At 43.1% G+C, this 19724-nt stretch carries 10 protein-coding genes; 3 read left to right on the top strand and 7 right to left on the bottom strand.

The window, feature by feature from the left end; all coding sequences use genetic code 11:
• Window positions 1–5: 5 nt before the first annotated feature.
• From CQ839_RS07925 to CQ839_RS07915, 3 genes are all read right to left on the bottom strand, one after another.
• Window positions 6–4682, bottom strand: a complete 4677-nt coding sequence (locus CQ839_RS07925; protein WP_103667734.1) for a type I polyketide synthase — start codon at window positions 4680–4682, stop codon at window positions 6–8.
• A gap of 352 nt (window positions 4683–5034) precedes the next feature.
• Window positions 5035–8526: a non-ribosomal peptide synthetase gene (locus CQ839_RS07920; protein WP_103667733.1), complete on the bottom strand. Its 3492-nt coding sequence runs from the start codon at window positions 8524–8526 to the stop codon at window positions 5035–5037.
• Between the two features lie 51 nt (window positions 8527–8577).
• A complete protein-coding gene (locus CQ839_RS07915) occupies window positions 8578–10128 on the bottom strand; it encodes a 3-oxoacyl-[acyl-carrier-protein] synthase III C-terminal domain-containing protein (RefSeq protein ID WP_258040660.1) in 1551 nt (516 codons plus the stop codon).
• 222 nt (window positions 10129–10350) lie between these two features.
• Here CQ839_RS07915 and CQ839_RS07910 point away from each other — a divergent pair, with 222 nt between their 5' ends.
• Window positions 10351–11607 carry an MFS transporter gene (locus CQ839_RS07910; protein ID WP_219817742.1) on the top strand — a complete coding sequence of 419 codons (1257 nt, stop codon included), beginning with the start codon at window positions 10351–10353 and terminating at the stop codon, window positions 11605–11607.
• 38 nt (window positions 11608–11645) lie between these two features.
• Here CQ839_RS07910 and CQ839_RS07905 read toward each other — a convergent pair whose 3' ends face one another.
• The 3 genes from CQ839_RS07905 to CQ839_RS07895 form a co-directional block, all read right to left on the bottom strand.
• Window positions 11646–12965, bottom strand: a complete 1320-nt coding sequence (locus CQ839_RS07905; protein ID WP_103667731.1) for a salicylate synthase — start codon at window positions 12963–12965, stop codon at window positions 11646–11648.
• 81 nt (window positions 12966–13046) lie between these two features.
• Window positions 13047–14594 (bottom strand): benzoate-CoA ligase family protein, encoded by a 1548-nt coding sequence (locus CQ839_RS07900; protein ID WP_103667730.1) that lies wholly within the window; start codon window positions 14592–14594, stop codon window positions 13047–13049.
• A 397-nt stretch (window positions 14595–14991) separates the two neighbouring features.
• Window positions 14992–15270 (bottom strand): acyl carrier protein, encoded by a 279-nt coding sequence (locus tag CQ839_RS07895; protein ID WP_219817741.1) that lies wholly within the window; start codon window positions 15268–15270, stop codon window positions 14992–14994.
• Between the two features lie 310 nt (window positions 15271–15580).
• Here CQ839_RS07895 and CQ839_RS07890 point away from each other — a divergent pair, with 310 nt between their 5' ends.
• Together CQ839_RS07890 and CQ839_RS07885 are read left to right on the top strand one after the other, a co-directional pair.
• Entirely contained in the window at window positions 15581–16354 is a 774-nt protein-coding gene (locus CQ839_RS07890) for a thioesterase II family protein (protein ID WP_103667729.1), read from the top strand.
• 37 nt (window positions 16355–16391) lie between these two features.
• Window positions 16392–16814, top strand: a complete 423-nt coding sequence (locus tag CQ839_RS07885) for a hypothetical protein (RefSeq protein ID WP_103667728.1) — start codon at window positions 16392–16394, stop codon at window positions 16812–16814.
• Window positions 16815–16854: 40 nt separating this feature from the next.
• Here the strand turns inward: CQ839_RS07885 and CQ839_RS07880 are convergent, their stop codons facing one another.
• Entirely contained in the window at window positions 16855–19428 is a 2574-nt protein-coding gene (locus CQ839_RS07880; protein ID WP_103667727.1) for a TonB-dependent siderophore receptor, read from the bottom strand.
• Between the last annotated feature and the right edge of the window lie 296 nt (window positions 19429–19724).

The raw sequence follows: 19724 nt of genomic DNA, 5'->3' as shown, positions 1-19724 counted from the left end.
CCTGCTTAATCCTTAGCTTGAGCTAATTCTGCTGTTACTTCATCTCGTGACAATTTCTCAATCTCCGCCAAAATCTGTGCCATTTCATCTGAGTTGTCAGGCTCAGATATTTGCTCAGCAATGACATTGGCTAATCCTGATACCGTTGGCGCTTCCGATAGCAAAGTTCGCAACGACAATTCAACAGGATACATTTCACGGATCTGTGATACTAAGCGCACCGCTAATAGGGAATGTCCGCCTAATTCAAAGAAGTTATCATGGATTCCCACTTGTGCTATCCCCAGTTGCGCTTGCCAAAGTTCGGCTATTCGTTGTTCGATCGCATTGCTAGGAGCCAGATAAGTGGTGGATTGTAGCGATCGCTGATGTCCTGTGTCTGGTGATTGTGTTGTCTTGGTGGGATGATTTGCTGGCTCAAGGTTAATCGGGGCAGTAATGGTTCTTTGTTTTTGCTTCTGTACCAATTGCCAATCCTGAGTGGAAATCATGATTTGATGACCAGCATTTTGGAGGATTCGCTGTAATCCATCCAAGCCTTCTTGGGGAGAAATCCCCATTTCTAGTGCTTCTAAGCGTTCTTGCTTGAGGCGATCTGGCAGTCCTGTTATATTTGCTCCCATCCCTACCTCCTGCCAAATATCCCAATTAATCGAGATAGTACGATGGTTCATTGCAGATTGAGATCTTGCAAAAGCATCTAGGAAACAGTTTGCGGCGCTATAATCTACTTGTCCTAAGCCGCCTAGAAGCGCACTGAGTGAAGAAAACAGTACCAAGAAATCAAGGTTCATTGTTTGGAAAATCTGTTGGAGTACGATAGTCCCTTGAACTTTTGGGCGCATAACCTTTGCTGCATTCTCAGGTGTTTTGAGCTGGATGATGCCATCACCTGCAACTCCTGCCGTATGGAAGATGCCATGCAGTTCACCGAAGGTTTGTTGAATGCGCTCGCGTACCGCTTGCATCTGCTCCGAATCAGAAACATCAGCTTTAAGAACTAGGACTTTGGCTCCACTCGTTTCCAAAGATTGGATTTTGCGAATCTTGATACTGGTCGCATCCTGCTCAGGGTGATTATCTAGCCATTCTTCCCATTCATTTTGTAATGGTAGAGGAGTGCGACTGATCAGGACGAGGTTGGATTGGAAATTGTGAGCAAGATGTTCGGCAATAGTCATCCCAAGCCCTCCCATTCCACCTGTAATCAAGTAAACTCCTTGATGGCGGTATGGCGCTGGTGATGTGACTGGCTTTAAGTAAAGGGGAACGTGGGTCGGTAACCAACGATAATTACCACGATAGGCAACAATCGGATCAGAGACTTCGCCAGCTTGAGACAAAATCTCGGTGATGATTTGCTCAACTAAGGGTTGCTGTTCAATGACTTCGGATGCGGGTACGACGACATCGATCATGTTACAAGTGAGATTGGCGTATTCCTGTGGCATCACTTGACAAGCCCCTAAGATAGTTGCCTTTTCAGGCAGAATGACTTCTGTCCCTATGACATCTTGAATATTGCTAGAAACAACGCCAATGTGGAGCGAATGCTCCTGATTCTGTTGCCCGATCGCTTGGGCTAAATAGAGCAAACTATAGAATCCCAGAGTTTGGGATTCTGTAAATTCGAGATTGGCGGTTAAAGTCCAGAGATGAGCAATGATCGGTGATTGCTCAAAAGAGAAAATCTCGCGGATTAAATTCTCATAGTGGTTGCGATCGCTAGGATTTATGGTGTACAGATCACGATCATTTTGGCGAAACTCCGTACCGACAAGCACTTGAATTACTCGATGTCCTTGCTGTTTTAAGCGTTGAGTCATGGCAGAGGCTACACCTGCGCGATCGCTAAATATTACCCAACAACGTTTCTGTTCGTTGCTCTGCCTTGTTGGTAAAATGGCGCGATTCCAAGAGGGACTATAAAACCATTCGCCAATGTCGGACTTTTTGGAGGGTTGAGCGATATGGCGATCGCTTAAATTTGTTTCATGATTTTCTGAGGGTGGATCGATCCAATAGCGCTGACGTTCAAAGGGATAGGTGGGAAGAGAAACAATTTGACATGGTTGCTGATCGTAAAAACTTTTCCAATCAATTTCTACGCCGTTGATCCAAAGCTGTCCTAATGTTTTGAGCAAAAATTCCGAATCTGCTGCATCCGATAATTTCTCTTGATGATGGGGTAAGGAACAGAGGATAATGCGATCGCTTGCTTGTTGTTTTGTAAAAGTGCTGAGCGTCCGTCCTGCTCCTACTTCCAAGAAAATCGCTTCGGAGTTGGTTAATAGCTCAGCGATTCCCTGCGAAAACTTTACGGGCTGACGTAGATGCTCCGCCCAGTAGAGAGGGTCGGTGGCAGAACTAGCGGTAATCCAAGTACCTGTGACATTGGAAATAAATGGAATTTGAGGAGGGCTCAAAGTTATCCCACGCAAATGCTCCACAAATGGGGCGATCGCCTCTTCCATCATTGGGGAATGAAAAGCATGGGAGGTATGCAAAAGACGGGAAATAATGCCCTGAGTAGATAATTGTGATTGTAGTGCTAGAACTGCTTCCATTGTCCCTGAAACAACGCTCAGAGATGGGCTATTACTAACTGCTAGGAAGAGATGTTCGCTCAGAAAGGGTTGGACATCTTGAGCAGACAAATTAACTGACAGCATCGCTCCAGTTTTCTGTTTCTGCATCAATTGCCCCCGTACCGCCACTAAAGATAATGCATCTGCAAGCGAAAATACTCCTGCTAGACAGGCGGCGGCATATTCCCCAATACTATGTCCAATCATGGATTGGGGCTTTACACCCCAAGATATCCAAAGTTTCGCAAGGGCATACTCAATCGTAAATAAGGCAGGTTGGGCGATCTCTGTCTGCATTAGTTGCTCGGAAGCCGACGGTTGATTTACGTCCTTGGTAAAATCGTTAAATAGAATAGAGCGCAGATCAAGATTATGTTGTTCGAGGAGAATCGTTAAGCAGCGATCGCATTCTTCTCGAAAGGTGGATTCACTGGTATATAGTCCTCGCGCCATATTCACATATTGGGAACCCTGACCAGAGAACATAAAAATGACAGGTGGATTGTTCGCTTCGGTATGTCCTGTAAATAGACTTTGGGCATTGTCAGACTTTAAGGTTGTCACTGCCTCTGTAGAAGTTTGGGCAATCACAATGCGACGATGCGGTAAAGCCCAACGTCCCATCCCTAGCGTATAAGCCACATCTCCTAATTTGAGGTCTTTTTTTTGCTGGAGGTGATTGCCTAAATTCACAGTGGCTTGCTCCAAAGCCGTAGCTGTTTTTGTGGAAATGGGGAGGATTTGATATGCTCTTTTTGGGATACTTGAAAGTGGAATACTTGAAACTGGAATAGGCTGAGGCGCTTCTTCTAAAACCGCATGAACATTTGTGCCGCCAAAGCCAAAGGAACTCACTCCCGCTCGACGAGGATGCCCATTAGTTTTCCACTCAGTGAGTTTAGTATTCACAAAAAATGGGCTATGGGCAAAGTCAATTTGGGGATTAGGTGCTTCAAAATTGAGGCTAGGCACAATTTTCTGGTGATGTAGCATTAGTACTGTTTTGATGAAGCCAGTGATACCAGCTGCCGCATCTAAATGTCCTACATTGGTTTTCACGGAGCCGATCGCACAGAACTGATAGCGATCAGTATTAGCCCGAAAAGCTTGTGTCATCGCCGCCACCTCAATCGGATCGCCCAGAGCCGTACCTGTGCCATGAGCTTCCATATAGGTAATTGTTTCAGGCTCCACTTCTGCCATCATTTGGGCGGCGCGAATGACTTTAGCTTGACCCTCCTGACTGGGTGCAGTGTAGCCAACCTTCATCGCTCCATCATTGTTAATAGCAGAACCTTTTACTACAGCATAGATTTGATCGCGATCAGCGATCGCATCCTCCAATCGCTTTAATACCACCACACCGATGCCATTGCCTCCAATAGTGCCATTTGCCTTGCCATCAAAGGCGCGGCAATGCCCATCGGGAGAAACAATTTCATCGGGAGATAGAGTTAATTCACTTTGTGGGACTTTGACCGAGACTCCTGCTGCTAATGCGATATCACATTCGCCACTCAACAAACTTTGACAGGCTAAATGCACTGCGACCATTGAGCTTGAGCAAGCAGTACCCACACTCATGCTGGGCCCTTTGAGATTCAATTTGTAGGAAACACGAGTTGGTAGATAATCTTTATCCACACCTACTAATGTCTGCAAAAAACCTCTCGACTCGATCAATCCCAAATTAGGGCTAAGGTTGTAGAGCAAATAGGTTCCCATTCCCACGCCAGCAAATACGCCTATGGGTCTAGTTTCGGTTTCTGAGCGACAACCCGCATCTTCAAGGGCTTCCCAAGCAGATTCTAAAAATAGGCGATGTTGCGGATCCATTGCTTCTGCTTCTCTGGGATTGAACCCGAAAAAGGCAGCATCAAATTTATCCACGTCTTGCAATATCGAACCAACTCTAGCGATCGCCTTTGGTGATGATGCATGATCTTTGTCGAGTAGTTGATTTTGATCAAAGGGAGAGATTACCTCTCTTCCAGTTTCCAGATTTTTCCAAAAATCATCAATTGTCTTGCTACCTGCAAACTTTCCTGCAAGTCCAATTACTGCAATTTCCAAGCCGTTTTGATCAGAATTCATGTCGTTTTTTAGTAAAAATATTTTGTTGTTTATTAGGTTGAGATATTTAAGAACCCATTTAAGAATTGTCTAGATCCCCCCAGCCCCCCTTAAAAAGCTACCGTGTACACACAAGTCGGACTTACCCCCTTTAATTCCCCCTTGCAAAGGGGGAAGACTAGAAATCTTGTTCCCTCCCCTTTGCAAGGGGAGGGTTAGGGTGGGGTAATTTCTTTGATTTCACGCACAAACTGACTTGTGTGTACAACGTAGCTTAAAAAGGGGGGAGAATTAAATTCTTCCCCCTTTTTAAGGGGGATTGAGGGGGATCTCTTAGAGCTTTTGACCGCAGAAAGTATTTCTTAAATGGTTGCTAAGCTAGTCCATGAGACAATCTCGATTGTTTTAGCCTTTGCTTGAGCCGAATCTTTCCTTCACTGAGTTTCTGTGCAGATTCTGTCTGTTGCTGATCTAGAGCATTCGCATTTTGGGCTTGTGTCAAGCGTTGGGTCAGACTTCTCACCGTGGGGTAACTAAATAAGTCCACAAGAGAAATCAGCTTGCTCTCTTCAGGTAAAACCATCCCAAGCTTGCGATAAATATTTGTGATCAGTAGAGAGTTCGCGCCAAGGTCAAAGAAATTATCGTTAACTCCTACTTTTTCTAGTTCTAATACTGCCTTAAAGATTTCTACGATCGCTTGTTCAATTTCGTTTTGAGGAGCGGTATATACCACTGATCTTGTTTGAAATGCAGCGTCTTGAGTAGGTAAGGCTTGGCGATCAACCTTTCCGTTTGCTGACAGTGGTAAGGCTTCCAGAAACAGAAATACCGAAGGAATCATATAACTGGGGAGTTTTTGACTGAGAAATTGACTGAGATCTTCGATAGTTGGCAACTCCTCATTGGGAGAAAGAAGTTGTGGCACGATGTAAGCGGCTAGATGCGCTTGCTGATGCTCACCAACAATTTTAACGATCGCAGTTTGCACCTTGGGATGCTGCATTAAAGATGCTTCAATTTCACCAGCTTCGATGCGATAACCACGCAGTTTAATTTGAAAGTCTACACGTCCTAAAAATTCAATCGTGCCATCTGGTAAATAACGACCGCGATCGCCTGTGCGATAGAGTCGTTCACCTGTGCGAGGATGGGTGATAAAGTTAGCGTTAGTTTTGGCTTCATCGCGCCAATACCCTTTAGCAACCTGTACTCCCGCACAATACATCTGACCCGCAACCCACGTAGGACAATCCTCTAAAGCTTCATTTAAAATGTAATATTTAGAATTTGCCATTGGTTGACCATAGGGAATACTCTTCCAATTGGGATCAATTACTTCCACTTGATAGCCAATATTCCAGATCGTAGTTTCCGTGGGACCACCGATACTCAAGATCTTGATATTTGGCGCTATATCTCTAAGGCGGCTGGGGAGCGAAATGGGCAGCCAATCTCCTCCGAGAATGGCTAAGCGTAAATTTGTAGAGAATGGTTCAGGGCGATCGCTTACCTCATTTACCAACATTTCCATCATCGCGGGAACTGAGTTCCATAATGTGATCTTTTCTCTTTGGATTAATTCGACCCAATGGCTAGGATCTTTGACTTGCTTCGCGTCAGGCATGATGATCGCACCGCCTGCGCTGAGTATGCCAAAAATGTCATAAACCGATAGATCATGATTAAGAGCAGTTAGAGCAAGAATGCGATCGCTAGGTCCAACCTGAAACCGTTGATTGGTATAAACCACCACATTGGCAACATTGCGATGTGTAATCATTACTCCTTTGGGTAAACCAGTGGAACCAGAGGTATAGATTACATAGGCTAAATCATCGGGAATTTGTACAGGTTTAAGTGATTCTTTCAGTTCTATCGCTAAGTCGTCTGCGTCAACACAAATTCGACAGATGCTTTCATCCCAAAGTAATTGTTGATCTAGCCAAGATTGAGTTAACACAATCTTGATGTCGCTATTTTTGAGAATGTATTGCAGGCGTTCTGGAGGTAGATCGGGCGAGATCGGCACATAGGCAGACCCAGATGCCAAAATGCCCATTACTGCCACAATCTGTTCCCATCCTTTATCCATGACAATACCAATTAACTGATTTGGCTTTACATTGAGATAGCGTAAGCGATGCCCAACTTGATTAGCGCGATCGCTTAATTCTTGATAAGTCAACGATTGTTGAGAGGTGATCACCGCAAGATGTTCAGGACGTTGAGATACTTGTTCAGCAAACATCTCATGCAGTAATGCATTAGAGATCAGTGCATCGGTATCATTAACTGCCGTCCGCTGAGCTAATTGAGCAGGAGGAATTATTTGGCGATCAGTTTGAATCCAATTTTCTTCAGCATCGGCGAGATGTTTAAGAAAATCGCAGTAAGCAGCAAACATATCCGCAATCATTCCTTCAGGGAAAAGTTCTTCAACGACATCCCAATTGAAAGATAATATCTCTTTCTCTTCCCAAACCTGTACATCCATCCATGCTTGCGAAGCCTGACTAATCCCATATACTAACTCACCAAAATGACTGAAGGTCAAGGTTTCCTGTCCCATTGCGGCAAATCCAAGGGTGCTGGTAAAAATGACAGGCATAGCATTGGGAACCCCGCCTTTACGACGGGTGATTTCTCTAGTCACACGCACGCCACTGAAATAGCGATGTTCAAGATCTTGCCAAAGTTGCTTTTGCAGTCGGAGGGCGCGATCTTTAAAAGGTTCACTAGTGGAATTGTCAACCGCTAGCAAAGTTACAGAGGTGAAATCCCCCAAGAGATGATTAACTTGGGAATGCATGGGCAAGCGATTAAATAGAGCAAGATTAAGGGTAAATTGAGGATTGTGACTCCACAGCGTTAAGATTTCCGCAAAAGCAGCTAGTAATAGCCCTGAAGGAGTCAGACCAATATTTTTCGCCTTCTGCTTTAGCCTTTGCCAATCGCCTGTTTCCATTTGGGAGTGATAACGGCGACATCGGTGCTGTTGTAGCTCTTGAGGCTTTTTGGCAAGGGGTAGGTCTGGGGCGGGGGGCAATTTGTCAATCCGATTCAACCAATATTCCTGCGATCGCTGATAAAGTTTTGTATTCGGTAGAGATTGCTCAGCGATTACATAATCCCGAAATGAAAGTTCTAAGGGTGTCAAAATCGTATCGGATGACTTATAGAGTTGGAACCATTCTTCAAACAGTCGAAATAGGCTCCATGCATCAAATACAAGTAAGTCGTAACTAACGTGGAGACGAGTGCGATCGCCATCTAAACAGGTCACGCGAAAGTCAAACAAGGGGTATTTATCTGCTGGAAGAACTTGATGGGACATCTCATCACGAATTGCATCCAATTGAGAAGCGATCTCCGTCTGATCTTTCCCACGCAAATCCACAGCTTTGATCTGATAAGGGGGAACTTCCTTGAGAATGCGTTGTTGTCCATCGGGTAAGACAATCGCTCGCAACATATCATGGCGTTCAATTAATTGTTGCAGAGTTCTATTGAGTCTTTCTAGATCTAGCGTCTGTCCCTCGATTTCATAATAACCATGATTAGAAACATTACCCAAAGCTAATATACCACTGCGCCCAATCCAAAAAGCGTGCTGCATATCGGTCAGAGGAAATGCATCGAAGCGTGACTCTGGATCAGGTGCGATCGCAGGTAAATCATTTTCAGGAGGACTCACACTATGTTGATGCAGCAATGTCAAAATTTCGGCTTTGCTCTGAATCAGGTGGTTGCGCAATTCGGTTGTTAATGTTCCTTGTGGCGCATCGACTAGTAGAGCATCTCCATCAGTCGATAATTTTATGCCGACTTTAGAGAGCGAGTTTAAAAGTGAATGTATATTCATAATGTATATTCATAGATTAGATTAATAAATGTTAGTTAAATCCCAACTTTTTTACAGGCTGATAACTTCTCTCGCTATCTGATTTGTGGAAGCTACAGAGATCTCTTCTGTATGAATAACTTTGGCAATAGCCAGTTGGTTGAGTAAAAAATCAGCGAGATGATGAATCGTAATGTCACCAAAGAATTGCTCCATAGGAACGCAAATTTGTAAATCCATTTCAATTTGGCGACGAAATATAATTGCCATTAAAGAGTCCAGCATCGTTGCGAGGTATTCGTCAGAACTGAGATCAACAACTGTAAGTTGTTGAAGATTTGCTAACCATTCCAATAAGTAAGTGACCAAGATGGCATGACGATCGCCTAGATTTGCAGTAAATAGTTTTTCTTGAATATCTGATTTAATTTCTGATAAAGCGATCGCTTGTCCATTGTTTTTTGAGGGAATCTTGATCTCTACAGGGATTGGGGTTTTGCTCTGAGTCAGAACGAAGTTATCAGGAGCAGATGAGCCTAAAGCCGTATCGCCCCATCGAATTACCATTGCTGCCGCCGTTGCCGAAGCTCCATTGGCATATACCAACACCAGATCATTTTCCCGAATTTTGCCATTTGCTGCCGCATGATAGAGATTAGCAATGGGAAAAACGGGGCCAATATTTGCATATATCGGGTAGAGATTAATGATTCGCTCTGGGTCAATTCCAAGGGCTTGAGCGCAAACACTGGCATACCAAGCTGTTGGGGTATTAAAAGCAAAATAATCAATGCGATCGAGGCGGACACCTGCTTCTTTCACTGCTTCTAGACAACATTGACACACCTGATCTACTGCTGTTGTTGCAAGGCTACTGACATTCTCCCCTGTACTTGTTTGGATGCGGGGCTTGCCTTGATCATTAATCACCAACTCATGGACATATGCACCACAGGTTGCGGTTGTCGGCATAATTTTGGTGCTGAGAATCCCTTGATTAGGTTTAGCTTTGCCAACAATAAAGGCTCCAGCCCCATCTCCCATTGACCATGAGAGAGTATCTGCTTCATTCACCGCCTGAGAGCCAATATGGGAAACTACAATCAAGATATGTTGATAGATTCCCGATTGCAGAAATGCTTGGGCTGTATGTAGAGCAATTAAGGCACTTGCACAGGTAGATTCCAAATTCCAAGCTGGACAATTTAGCCCTAATTTTTGAGCAAGATGAGCCGCTAGTCCAGTACCTACAGTATCTGGGAAGAGTGAAGTAACGATCGCTAAATCAATTTGATTAGCAGATAACTTCGCGGCAGCGATCGCTTCCTCTGCTGCATGAAATTCTAGTAGTAAAGAAGTCTCATCATCACTCACCACACGGCGATCAACGCTACCTCTGAATGGATCTGCTAGATAAGGCATAGCTTCCTGTAACCAGAGATCAATTCCGTTAGTAGTGGGATCTAACTCAACAGGTTTAGGTATTCTTGTCTGTCTTTCTCTTTGCCTTGGAGTCGCATGAACAAATAATTCAGGAAAGTTTTGTAGCCAATATTGATTAGATCGAATGGTCTGAGGGAATCTGACCGCCAGTGAAAGAATACCTGCCGACTGCATAATCATCACAAATTTTTCAAAAGTTGATAGCCTTCTTGATTAATATTCTCAAGAGTGTAAATTGACAGTATCATAGTTGTTTACTGGTTGCAACCTAAGCTTGCAGAGATTTTGGAGAATAAATTAATTTTAATTATTAATAATCTTTATCAATAAGTGTATTATGTCTGCATATTACTTTTCAAGATTGCTACTGTGCGTATTTTCACAATTCTTTGGAGTGGGCAGATGACTTCTGCGATTGGGACAGAAATGACTCAATTTGCACTCACAATTTGGATTTGGCAACAAACTCAAGAAACTACAGCGATTGCGTTGCTCAGTTTCTTCTTTTTTCTTCCTCAAATATTGATCGCCCTTTTTGCAGGATTAATTATTGACCGTTTTAATCGCCAATATTTGATGGTTTTGAGTGATGTTGGTGTGGCTCTATGTACGATTTTAATTGGGTTGCTTTATTCTACTCAACATCTTCAGATTTGGCATCTATATGCCTTAGCCGTTATCTATGGCTGTTGTGGACAAACTCAAGGACTAGCTTTTTCGGCTTCTATCCCATTGATTGTACCCAAGCATCAATATACTCGTGTGAGCAGTATGAGAACGCTCATAAATTACAGCTCTACAATTATTGCTCCCGCTTTAGTGGGTAGCCTTTATCCATTGATCGGGCTCATGGGCATCATTCTGATTGATCTCGCAACTTTTGTCGTTGGGATTATCACTGTGTTAATCGTGAATATTCCTCAACCAGAACATATCACCATCAAAATCAATAGCAAAACCATCTGGCAACAACTATTTTGGGGAATCAATTACATCCGCGTTAGACCTAGTTTATTAGCGATGACAACCATTTTTTGCTTGTTTCTGTTTACCTATCACATCAGTGAGACTTTATACCGACCGATGATTCTAGCGCGGACAGGTGGCAGCACCCAAATTTTGGGAATGGTTGTAACTGCGGCAGGGATTGGTGGTGTGGTTGGTGGTGTGAGCCTGAGTGTTTTCGGTGGCTTTAAGCGGCAAATTCAAGGAATGCTGATCGGATTTATCAGTGTTGGTTTCGGTATCCTCATCGTAGGTTTAGGTCAAACTCCGTGGATTTGGATCGGTGCTCAGTTTTTCGCAGCATGTAGTATCCCTTTAGTTTACAGTTCTAGTTATGCGGTCTGGTACGCCAAAGTCCCGCCAGAAATACAAGGAAGAGTTTTAGCCTCGGCACATACGCTTGGTTTGACGGTTAGTGCTGTTGCCAGTGCGATCGCAGGACCACTAGCAGATCAAGTTTTTGAACCAGCAATGAATTCAGGAAATTTCATTACGTCATTTTTTGCTCCTATTATCGGTGTCGGGAAAGGATCGGGAATTGCACTATTCCTGATGATCGCAGCCATTAGCATGATGCTGATAGGTTTCAGCGGTTATGCTTTTCCGACGCTCCGAAATGCAGAGGTACTGCTCCTAGATCACGATGCCAAATAGGGAAAGCGGTGCAAAGCACCGCTTTCCCTATTTGGTATTTATTTTAAAACTAGATTTGTTAGCATCGTATTCATTTTATTGACAGATTCTAAATACTCAGTTTCTGGGACAGACTCACCCACAATGCCAGCGCCAGCATTGAAATAGATGCAATCATCGTATTGATAGACCGAACGAATTGCGATCGCTAAATCTGCGGTTCCATTGCTATCAACCCAACCAATCCCACCTGCATACAAACCTCTTGGCTCTGTTTCCAATCGATCAATCCATGCCAAGGCACTTTGTTTATCAATGCCAGAGACTGTAATACCAGGAAAAAGAACCTTTAACGCATCCCAGAGGGTTTTGTTAGGCTTCAGTTCACCGCCAACGCGAGATGACAGATGCTGCACACAACGATATTTCTTCACCTGCATAAAATCAAATACGCGCACTGTTTCTGGAATACAAACTTCGGCAATCTCATCTTGGGCAAGCCAGACCGATAGCGCATGTTCTTTTACTTCTTTGGCATCGGTAAACAACTCATCATTTAATTGCTGATCTTCATCTAGATTTTGGGAGCGAGGTCTTGTACCTGCTAAAGGATTGGTGATCACATGGCGATCGGCATCCACTGTCATCAAGATCTCAGGGCTGAATCCAACAGCGCTTACATTATCAATGTGCAAACAATACGATCGCGCTGAATTATTACTTTGAGAACCGAGGCAATAGGTTCCCAATAAATCAATCTCTCCTTTGATCTTGACTGAACGCGCGATGATCGCTTTATGCAGCTTACCAGCTTGAATTGCTTGGATTAAATTACGCACCTGAGTTTGATATTCTTCGCGATCAGCAAAATCAACAACTGGAGGTGTGGCTGTGTAGCTGCGAAGTGGACAATCAATGGACAGAGCCTCAATAATTTTTGTCATTGGCTTGATGCTTCTGATACGGATGCCTTTCTCGGTGATATGAAGTTCAGTTTCAGGAATGAAAAAATGCAGTAGCGATTGCTGAATTGCTTTGGTGTAGGGAGAGTAGAAACGCGAAATATCAAAACTGGTGTATCCGTATGCTGTCCAGTTTTCGATTGGCAAAGATGCTAAAGCAGTTTCTACTTGTTTGAGTGGATCAGTGACGGGGAAAGATTGCGTTTGTCCCATGTAGTTGCATGTCACAGTTTCAGTATTAACCGAAACGCTAGCCAAGGCATTTCCAGCAATGCGTGTATCGCGATCGCTTTGGTAAAGCATATAACTAGAAAAAAGACCAACATCCAATAGATTCTGCAATAACGATTGTGGATCTTTTGGAGTGGGAACAAATAATTCATGATAAACAAGAGACTGAGTAGCAGTAGAAGACATAGCTGATTACCTAAATATCTAAATGAAAGGATAAAAATATGGAAGTGATGATGTCCCGTGCGAAGCACAGACAGGTCATCATCACTTCTTAAGCTTGTGTTTGAGAAGTGCTTGGCGATGCACTTTACCAGTGGATGTCCGAGGCAAATTTTCTAGAAAATGAATACTCTTAGGTGCTTTAAAGTGAGGTAAGTTTGCCTTTACCATTTGACGCAGCTTATTTTCTAGCTCCACCGAAGGTGAAAACCCAGATTTCAGACTAATATAAGCAATTATCTGCGTCAAAGCTTCATCACAGTCAGAAGTAGGCAAAACTGCCGCATCAAGTACAGCATCATGCTTGAGTAAAATATCTTCAATCTCAAAGGGTGATACCCACATGCCATTGACTTTAAAAAAGTCATCGTTGCGTCCCATGAATCGAAAATAACCATCCGCATCTTGGACATATTTATCTCCAGTCCGCATCGTCATTCCATATAGAGCTTTACGAGTAGCTTCTAAACGATTCCAATAACCGATCATTAGGCTATCTCCTGTCACTTGGAGATCCCCAATTTCACCTGCTGGGACGGGCTTTCCTAGTTCATCAACTACCTGCACTTCATAGCCTGCGACTGGATAACCAGAGCTACCCAGTTGACATTGATTAGGTCGGTTGGACAGAAAAATATGCAGTAACTCAGTTGTCCCAATGCCCTCGCAAATCTCCATGCCATAAGTTTCTTTCCACTTTAGCCAAATTGTTTTGGGCAATTGTTCTGCTGCTGATAGACATAGACGCAAGCAAGAGGAATTGAGAGGCGCAATTTCATGAACAGACAGGATGCTAGCGTAGATTGCAGGAATTCCAAATAGAACTGTTGGTTCATAGGATTGAATATCGGTAATGATGTCAAAGGCATTGGCAGCATCGGAGAGGATCGCCGCCGCACCCACTGACATCGGCATATACAAGGTGTTGCCTAAACCATATGCAAAAGGAATTTTAGCAACGGAATAAATTACGTCATCTTCCTTTAGCCCGATCGCGACTTTGCCATATTGCTCGGCACAGACTACCATGCTTTGATGCAAATGAATTACACCTTTTGGCTTACCTGTACTACCTGATGTATAAAGCCAGAAGGCAGGCTCTTCTCGATGAGTTTTCACCCAATGAATCTGTTCTTTCTGTTGAGATAATTGCGATAGTAAGGGGGTTTCTCCATCTATTTGGAGAATATGCTCCAAGTGCGGAGACTGAATTGGCGCGAGCTTTTCGCACCAGCCCTGATTGGTCACTAGCACTTTTGCACGACAGTCTTGGAGAATGTATTGAATCTCCTCCAAAGTGTAACCAGTGTTAATTGGGACTGGTATAGCGCCAAGCCAAACTGATCCCCAGAAAGTAAAGACAAACTCTGGTGTATCAGGTAAAAGAATGGCGATGCGATTTTCACGCTCTAGTCCCAACTCGCTAAGCAGGCCAGCCATACGCTGTACCCATATTTTCACCTGTTCATAGCTATAGGTTGTGCTTCGATAGTAAAACGCAACTCGCTCATTCCATTCTGGTTTAATATTGGTTTCCAGAAAATGAGCTGCCACGTTAAAGGTGCTAGGCAAGCTTGCAGAAATACTTTCCATTTGAATTTTGGGATGGAGCAAGAAGTAATGATTTTGTTGTAATGATGTCCCGTACTCCGCGCGGCACATTATTACTTCTTTAGAACTATAGGGTTTTGTAAATGAGAGCGGACTTATTTGCAAAACAAAAAATAATCAGATTAGGACTTACGCATTTGCCCTGCAATAAATTGCGGGCTAAAAGCTTAAACCTGTTGAAACAGGTTAGTTTGAGGCTTTCTTTAGTCAGTTTTAACTGACTTGAGCTTTGAGCCAAGAACTTTAGTTCTTGGTTGATTTGCGTAAGTCCTACAGATTAAGGGTTTGTGTTTTTCATCTTGCAGAAGGCAAAATGAAAAACGCTATATGAGGCTTTCGGGGCATTTTTGCGTAATTTTAAAAAGCATTTGCAATACTTTTACACAATTTCTTGGTTTGGATTGGAGAGCAAAGCGCTGTATGAAGATGTCACAGGCTCCTCTTTAGCCATGTTGCAAATGTCTGCTAAGGTCATGTCGTTACGAGTTCCTAGCTTTAAGTCAATCCCCAGTCTTCGCTTTACTGCTAGGGAAAGCTGTACTGCCTCAACAGAGTCAAGCCCTAAATCTGCATACAGCAAAGTGTCTGCATTAAGCAGATCTTGGTCAATTCCAAGTTCTGCCACAATTCCTTTCAATGTATCTATTGTTGGTTCCAATTAATTACCTCTTATGGGGAAAGTAATTGTCACACGAGTTTATGAGGGTATTAATTGATCTGTTATTAATCACTTGGTGTACAATCTCTATTAGTATTATTATCAATAAGGATACTATATCCTAATACAACTAAATGTCAATAAGATTGGTGTAAATCATTTCACTTCTTTGGCTAGCTACAGCGCTTTGCGCTTTCTTAAATCCTAAGAAATTTTTTAAAAGTCTTGCACAGTAAGCATTAAAAAATTTCTTGCCCCCCGTAAAGCCTTAATAGGCAGCAAAGCTCACAGGAGGAGCGCGATCGCGACGATGACACAGACTTTAAATCGATGGATAAACTATGCTCAGCCCAATGCTGAGGCGGTTTTGCGGCTATTTTGTTTTCCATATGCAGGGGGCGGTAGCCTCAGTTTTCGGAATTGGTCGAGATCTCTTCCCACGAATGTGGAAGTTTGTCCAATCGATTTACCTGGTAGAGGATTGCGAATTCAAGAGCCTGCTTTTACTCAACTTGAACCTCTAATACAAGCGATCGCATCTGCGCTTTTACCAGAGATGGACAAGCCTTTTGCTTTCTTTGGTCATAGCATGGGTGCTTTATTAAGTTTTGAATTAGCCAGATTTTTGCGTGATAATCACCAACGAGCGCCATTGCATCTGTATGTTTCTGGTCGGCGATCGCCACAAATTCCTAGCATTAATCCGCCTACCTATGATTTGCCAGAACCAGAATTTTTCGCCGAACTACGTCGCCTCAATGGTACACCCGCAGAGGTATTGGACAATCAGGAACTGATGCAGTTGCTGTTGCCCACCCTAAGAGCAGATCTTGCTGTCGTTGAGACCTATGTTTATAGCCCTAAAGCTCCACTAGATTGTCCTATCACTGTCTTTGGTGGCGATCAAGATCCTGAAGCAAGTATCGAATTGCTCGAAGCATGGAGATCCCAAACCAGCGCTGAGTTTGAGCTGCATATGCTGCAAGGGGATCATTTTTTCTTGCACAATGCTCAACCTGATTTATTGCAATTATTGGATTACAAATTGCAGAGATTATCAATAGTATGTGAGAATCAAGTCTGAAATTACTAGATACTAATTGCAAAATATTATAGTTAATATGATTGACATCAACGAATCCAACTATCCGATTGTATCTGTCCATTTTGAGAATGCATCAACATTAGAAGATACTGAAAAGTATTTAGCCCATTTTGATAAATGGCTTTCCTCTAATCAAAAATTTGGGCTAATTCTCGATCAATCGACTTCTCAAAAACAGGAATCAGCACAGGTAGCTGAAGTCAACCATAATCCATCAGAAATCGAAGCAGTCCATCGCTTAACTGTTGAATGGGCAAAGCAAAATAAAGACAGAATTATGCAATTCTGCCTTGGTATGGCAATTGTCTATGATGGCGATGATTTGGAAAAGCGCAAAAAGGCTACTCCCAAAACCATCGCAGGTATATTTGGATGCTTAGGACAAGTATTTGCTAGTCAAGTAGAAGCTGAACAATGGCTAATCTCTCTACAAGTATAAAAACAAATAATATGCAGCGCAAAGCGCTGCATATTATTTGTTAAAACTGGATGCCAATGGAGCCAACCACTGAAAATGGTGCTCCAGGGGAATTGCCAAAAGTGCGGCTTGTACCACCAACACCACTGATGTAGTTAATGTTAAAGAGATTATTGAAGTTCAATCCAAAGCGCCATTGATCCCGCTTATAGAAAATTGCCGCATTGGTAAGGAAATAATCACCAACTTCGTAAGTATTCTCGCGATCGCCTGTACGATTACCCACATAATTTACACCCAAACCAAAGCCGAGTCCTTGCAAATCACCATCAGGAATTTGGTAAGTTGTCCATATTCCAAAAGAATTGTAAGGAGAACCTGGTAAACGATTACCCACAGGAATGCTATTGTCTTCTGTAACTCTGGCATTAGTGTAAGCATAGGAGGCAATTAGATTCCAATTTGGCGCAATTTCGCCAGAGATATCAAGCTCAATTCCCTGACTCTGTTGTTTGCCAGTGGCTACTGAGACAGAGGGTTCAAGTATTGATACAGGTGTTGCCACATTTTGTTTGGTGATACTAAAGTACGACAGAGTGGCAAATAGTTTTTTGGTTAACTCAGCTTTAATCCCAAACTCATAACCTTGAGCCTTTTCAGGTTCTAGAAAATTACCATTAACATCTTGCCCCACATTAGGCGTAAAAGATTGAGAATAGTTAGCGAATAAAGCTACTGTTTCAATCGGTTTATACACCAAGCCGAGGCGAGGACTCCAAGCGCTATCGTAACGACTTGTACCCGCAAAGGTATTGCGGTTAGTCACTCCATCAAAACGAATTCCTGCGATCACGCTCAATTGGTCACTAAAAGCAATTTGATCTTGCAGAAATACGCCTGTGCGACTAATCGCCGTATCACTTTCGGGAAGTTGCGGCACTGTATCAAAATTGGGACGAGAGAATAGCCCGTAGGTTGGATTAAAGACATTGAGGGGCAAGATTTGAGCACGACTAATTTTGGTGAATACATCGTTAAACACACTCCAATTCAAATCCACTCCTGCTAATAGAGTATGTTTTACAGAGCCTGTCTCAAATTTGCCAACTACATCAGTTTGGAGCGAATAGTCATTCGATTGTAGTTCACGTCTACCGTATAACCTTGCTAAAGTCCCTGTGGCTTCATTGAATATGAAAGGTAATGTTGATTCAACTTTGAGATTTTGATCAGAATACCTAAAAGCATTTCGGATCTTCCAATTGTCATCAAACTGATGTTCTAATTTATAGCCAATGGAAAATGCTCTGCTTTTGAGACTGTCATCACGTTCTCCCAAGATGCGATCGCGTGGCACATCAAGGACACCTCTGCCAAAGGCAGGTAGTCCCACATCGTATGGAATCTGGTCGTTCGTATATTCTAGGAAAAAGTTGATCTTGGTGCGATCGCTGATTTTCCATTGCACAACTGGAGCAATAAAGAATCGTTCAGATTTGGTGTCAAAATTGCGAAATCCATCCGATCGCTGATATGCCGCATTGAGGCGATAAAGGACATTGCCATCCGTATCTAGAGGCCCAGATAAATCAACACTAGGGCGTATAAACCCAAAACTACCTGCTTGCAATTGCAAATCATAGAAAGGCTTGGCTAAAGGCTGTTTAGTAACCAGATTGATAATCCCCCCAGGATCAGCCTGTCCATAAAGTACGGATGCAGGGCCCTTAAGTACCTCAATACGTTCTAGGTTGGTTGTTTCCTGTGGACTAAGATTGGAATAAGTACGAAAGCCATCGCGCAAAATTGGAATATTTGCAAAGCTCTCGGTGACAAATCCACGAATCGTGAGACTTTGAGCCGATGAAAACCCAGAGAGTTCGCCTGTGACACCACTGACATTTCGGAGGGCTTGATCGACTCGGACAACCTGCTGATCTTTTAAAACCTGTTGGGGAACTACTTGAATTGATTGTGGTGTGTCAATAATCGCTGTATCTGTACGAGTTGCTGTGGAAGCATTCGGCTCGCGATAGGTGGTTTTGCGATCAGTTTCTCCTGTAATGGTAATTTCTTCTTCTTCTTCTTTAGCCTCATTAGATACTTGGGCGACAGAATTGGGATTGCCTGTAGTCACCATAGCTTTGGGAACAGCATTAATTCCTCTGACGATTACCCTTACATAACTAGCATTTGCCTGAATAACAGATACATTTGCAATGCCATCAGCAGGATTCTCGGCAAGAAAGCGATCGCTATTGGGTAGTGCCAATTTGGCGTTGGGAATATCAAAGTAGAGCAACTTGCCTGAAGTTTGTGGAGCGGGTGGACTGATGCTACTACTGGTTGTTTCTAAGGCAACTTCAAGACCATTAGCTGTGGGGTTGAGCTTGACACCTGTGATCTGGACTAAGTTAGTAGAGGTTTCGGCAAGTAATTCTGAAGCGCTGGTGGAAACTTGTCTTAAGTCCTGCACACTTTGAACTTTTCCATTTTCTATGGAGTCTATTTGACTAGATGGCTTACTCAGATTCTCGGCTGAGGCAGAGGAAATATGGAATTTAAAAAATTCGGGTGACGCAATACTGGCGATTGCAAAGACGAAACTAGCGAGTAAAACGCGATCGGATTTCATTATGATGTTAGGTATCGATTTGATATTGATAATTTCGGGGCAAGTTGGCGCTTGCCCTTTTTTTATGAAGTGGCTTTCATTTTGTTGTGGGCAAAATGAAAGCCGCAGACTTTTTATCCAAATTCACAAAAGTGTGATGACATTTTTGTGAATTGAAACCCAAACCCAGTAAGGGTTCCCAAAGCACAAAGTGGCGTAGCCACTTTGTGCTTTGGGATTACTGTGATTGATTGTTTTGAGAATGAGTATGCGCTTAGTCCCAAAACGCTATAGGAAGCTTAGTTGGAGCATGAGGA

The sequence above is a fragment of the Pseudanabaena sp. BC1403 genome, from assembly GCF_002914585.1.
Classification (GTDB): domain Bacteria; phylum Cyanobacteriota; class Cyanobacteriia; order Pseudanabaenales; family Pseudanabaenaceae; genus Pseudanabaena.
This window is presented reverse-complemented; position numbering and strand designations above follow the sequence as displayed.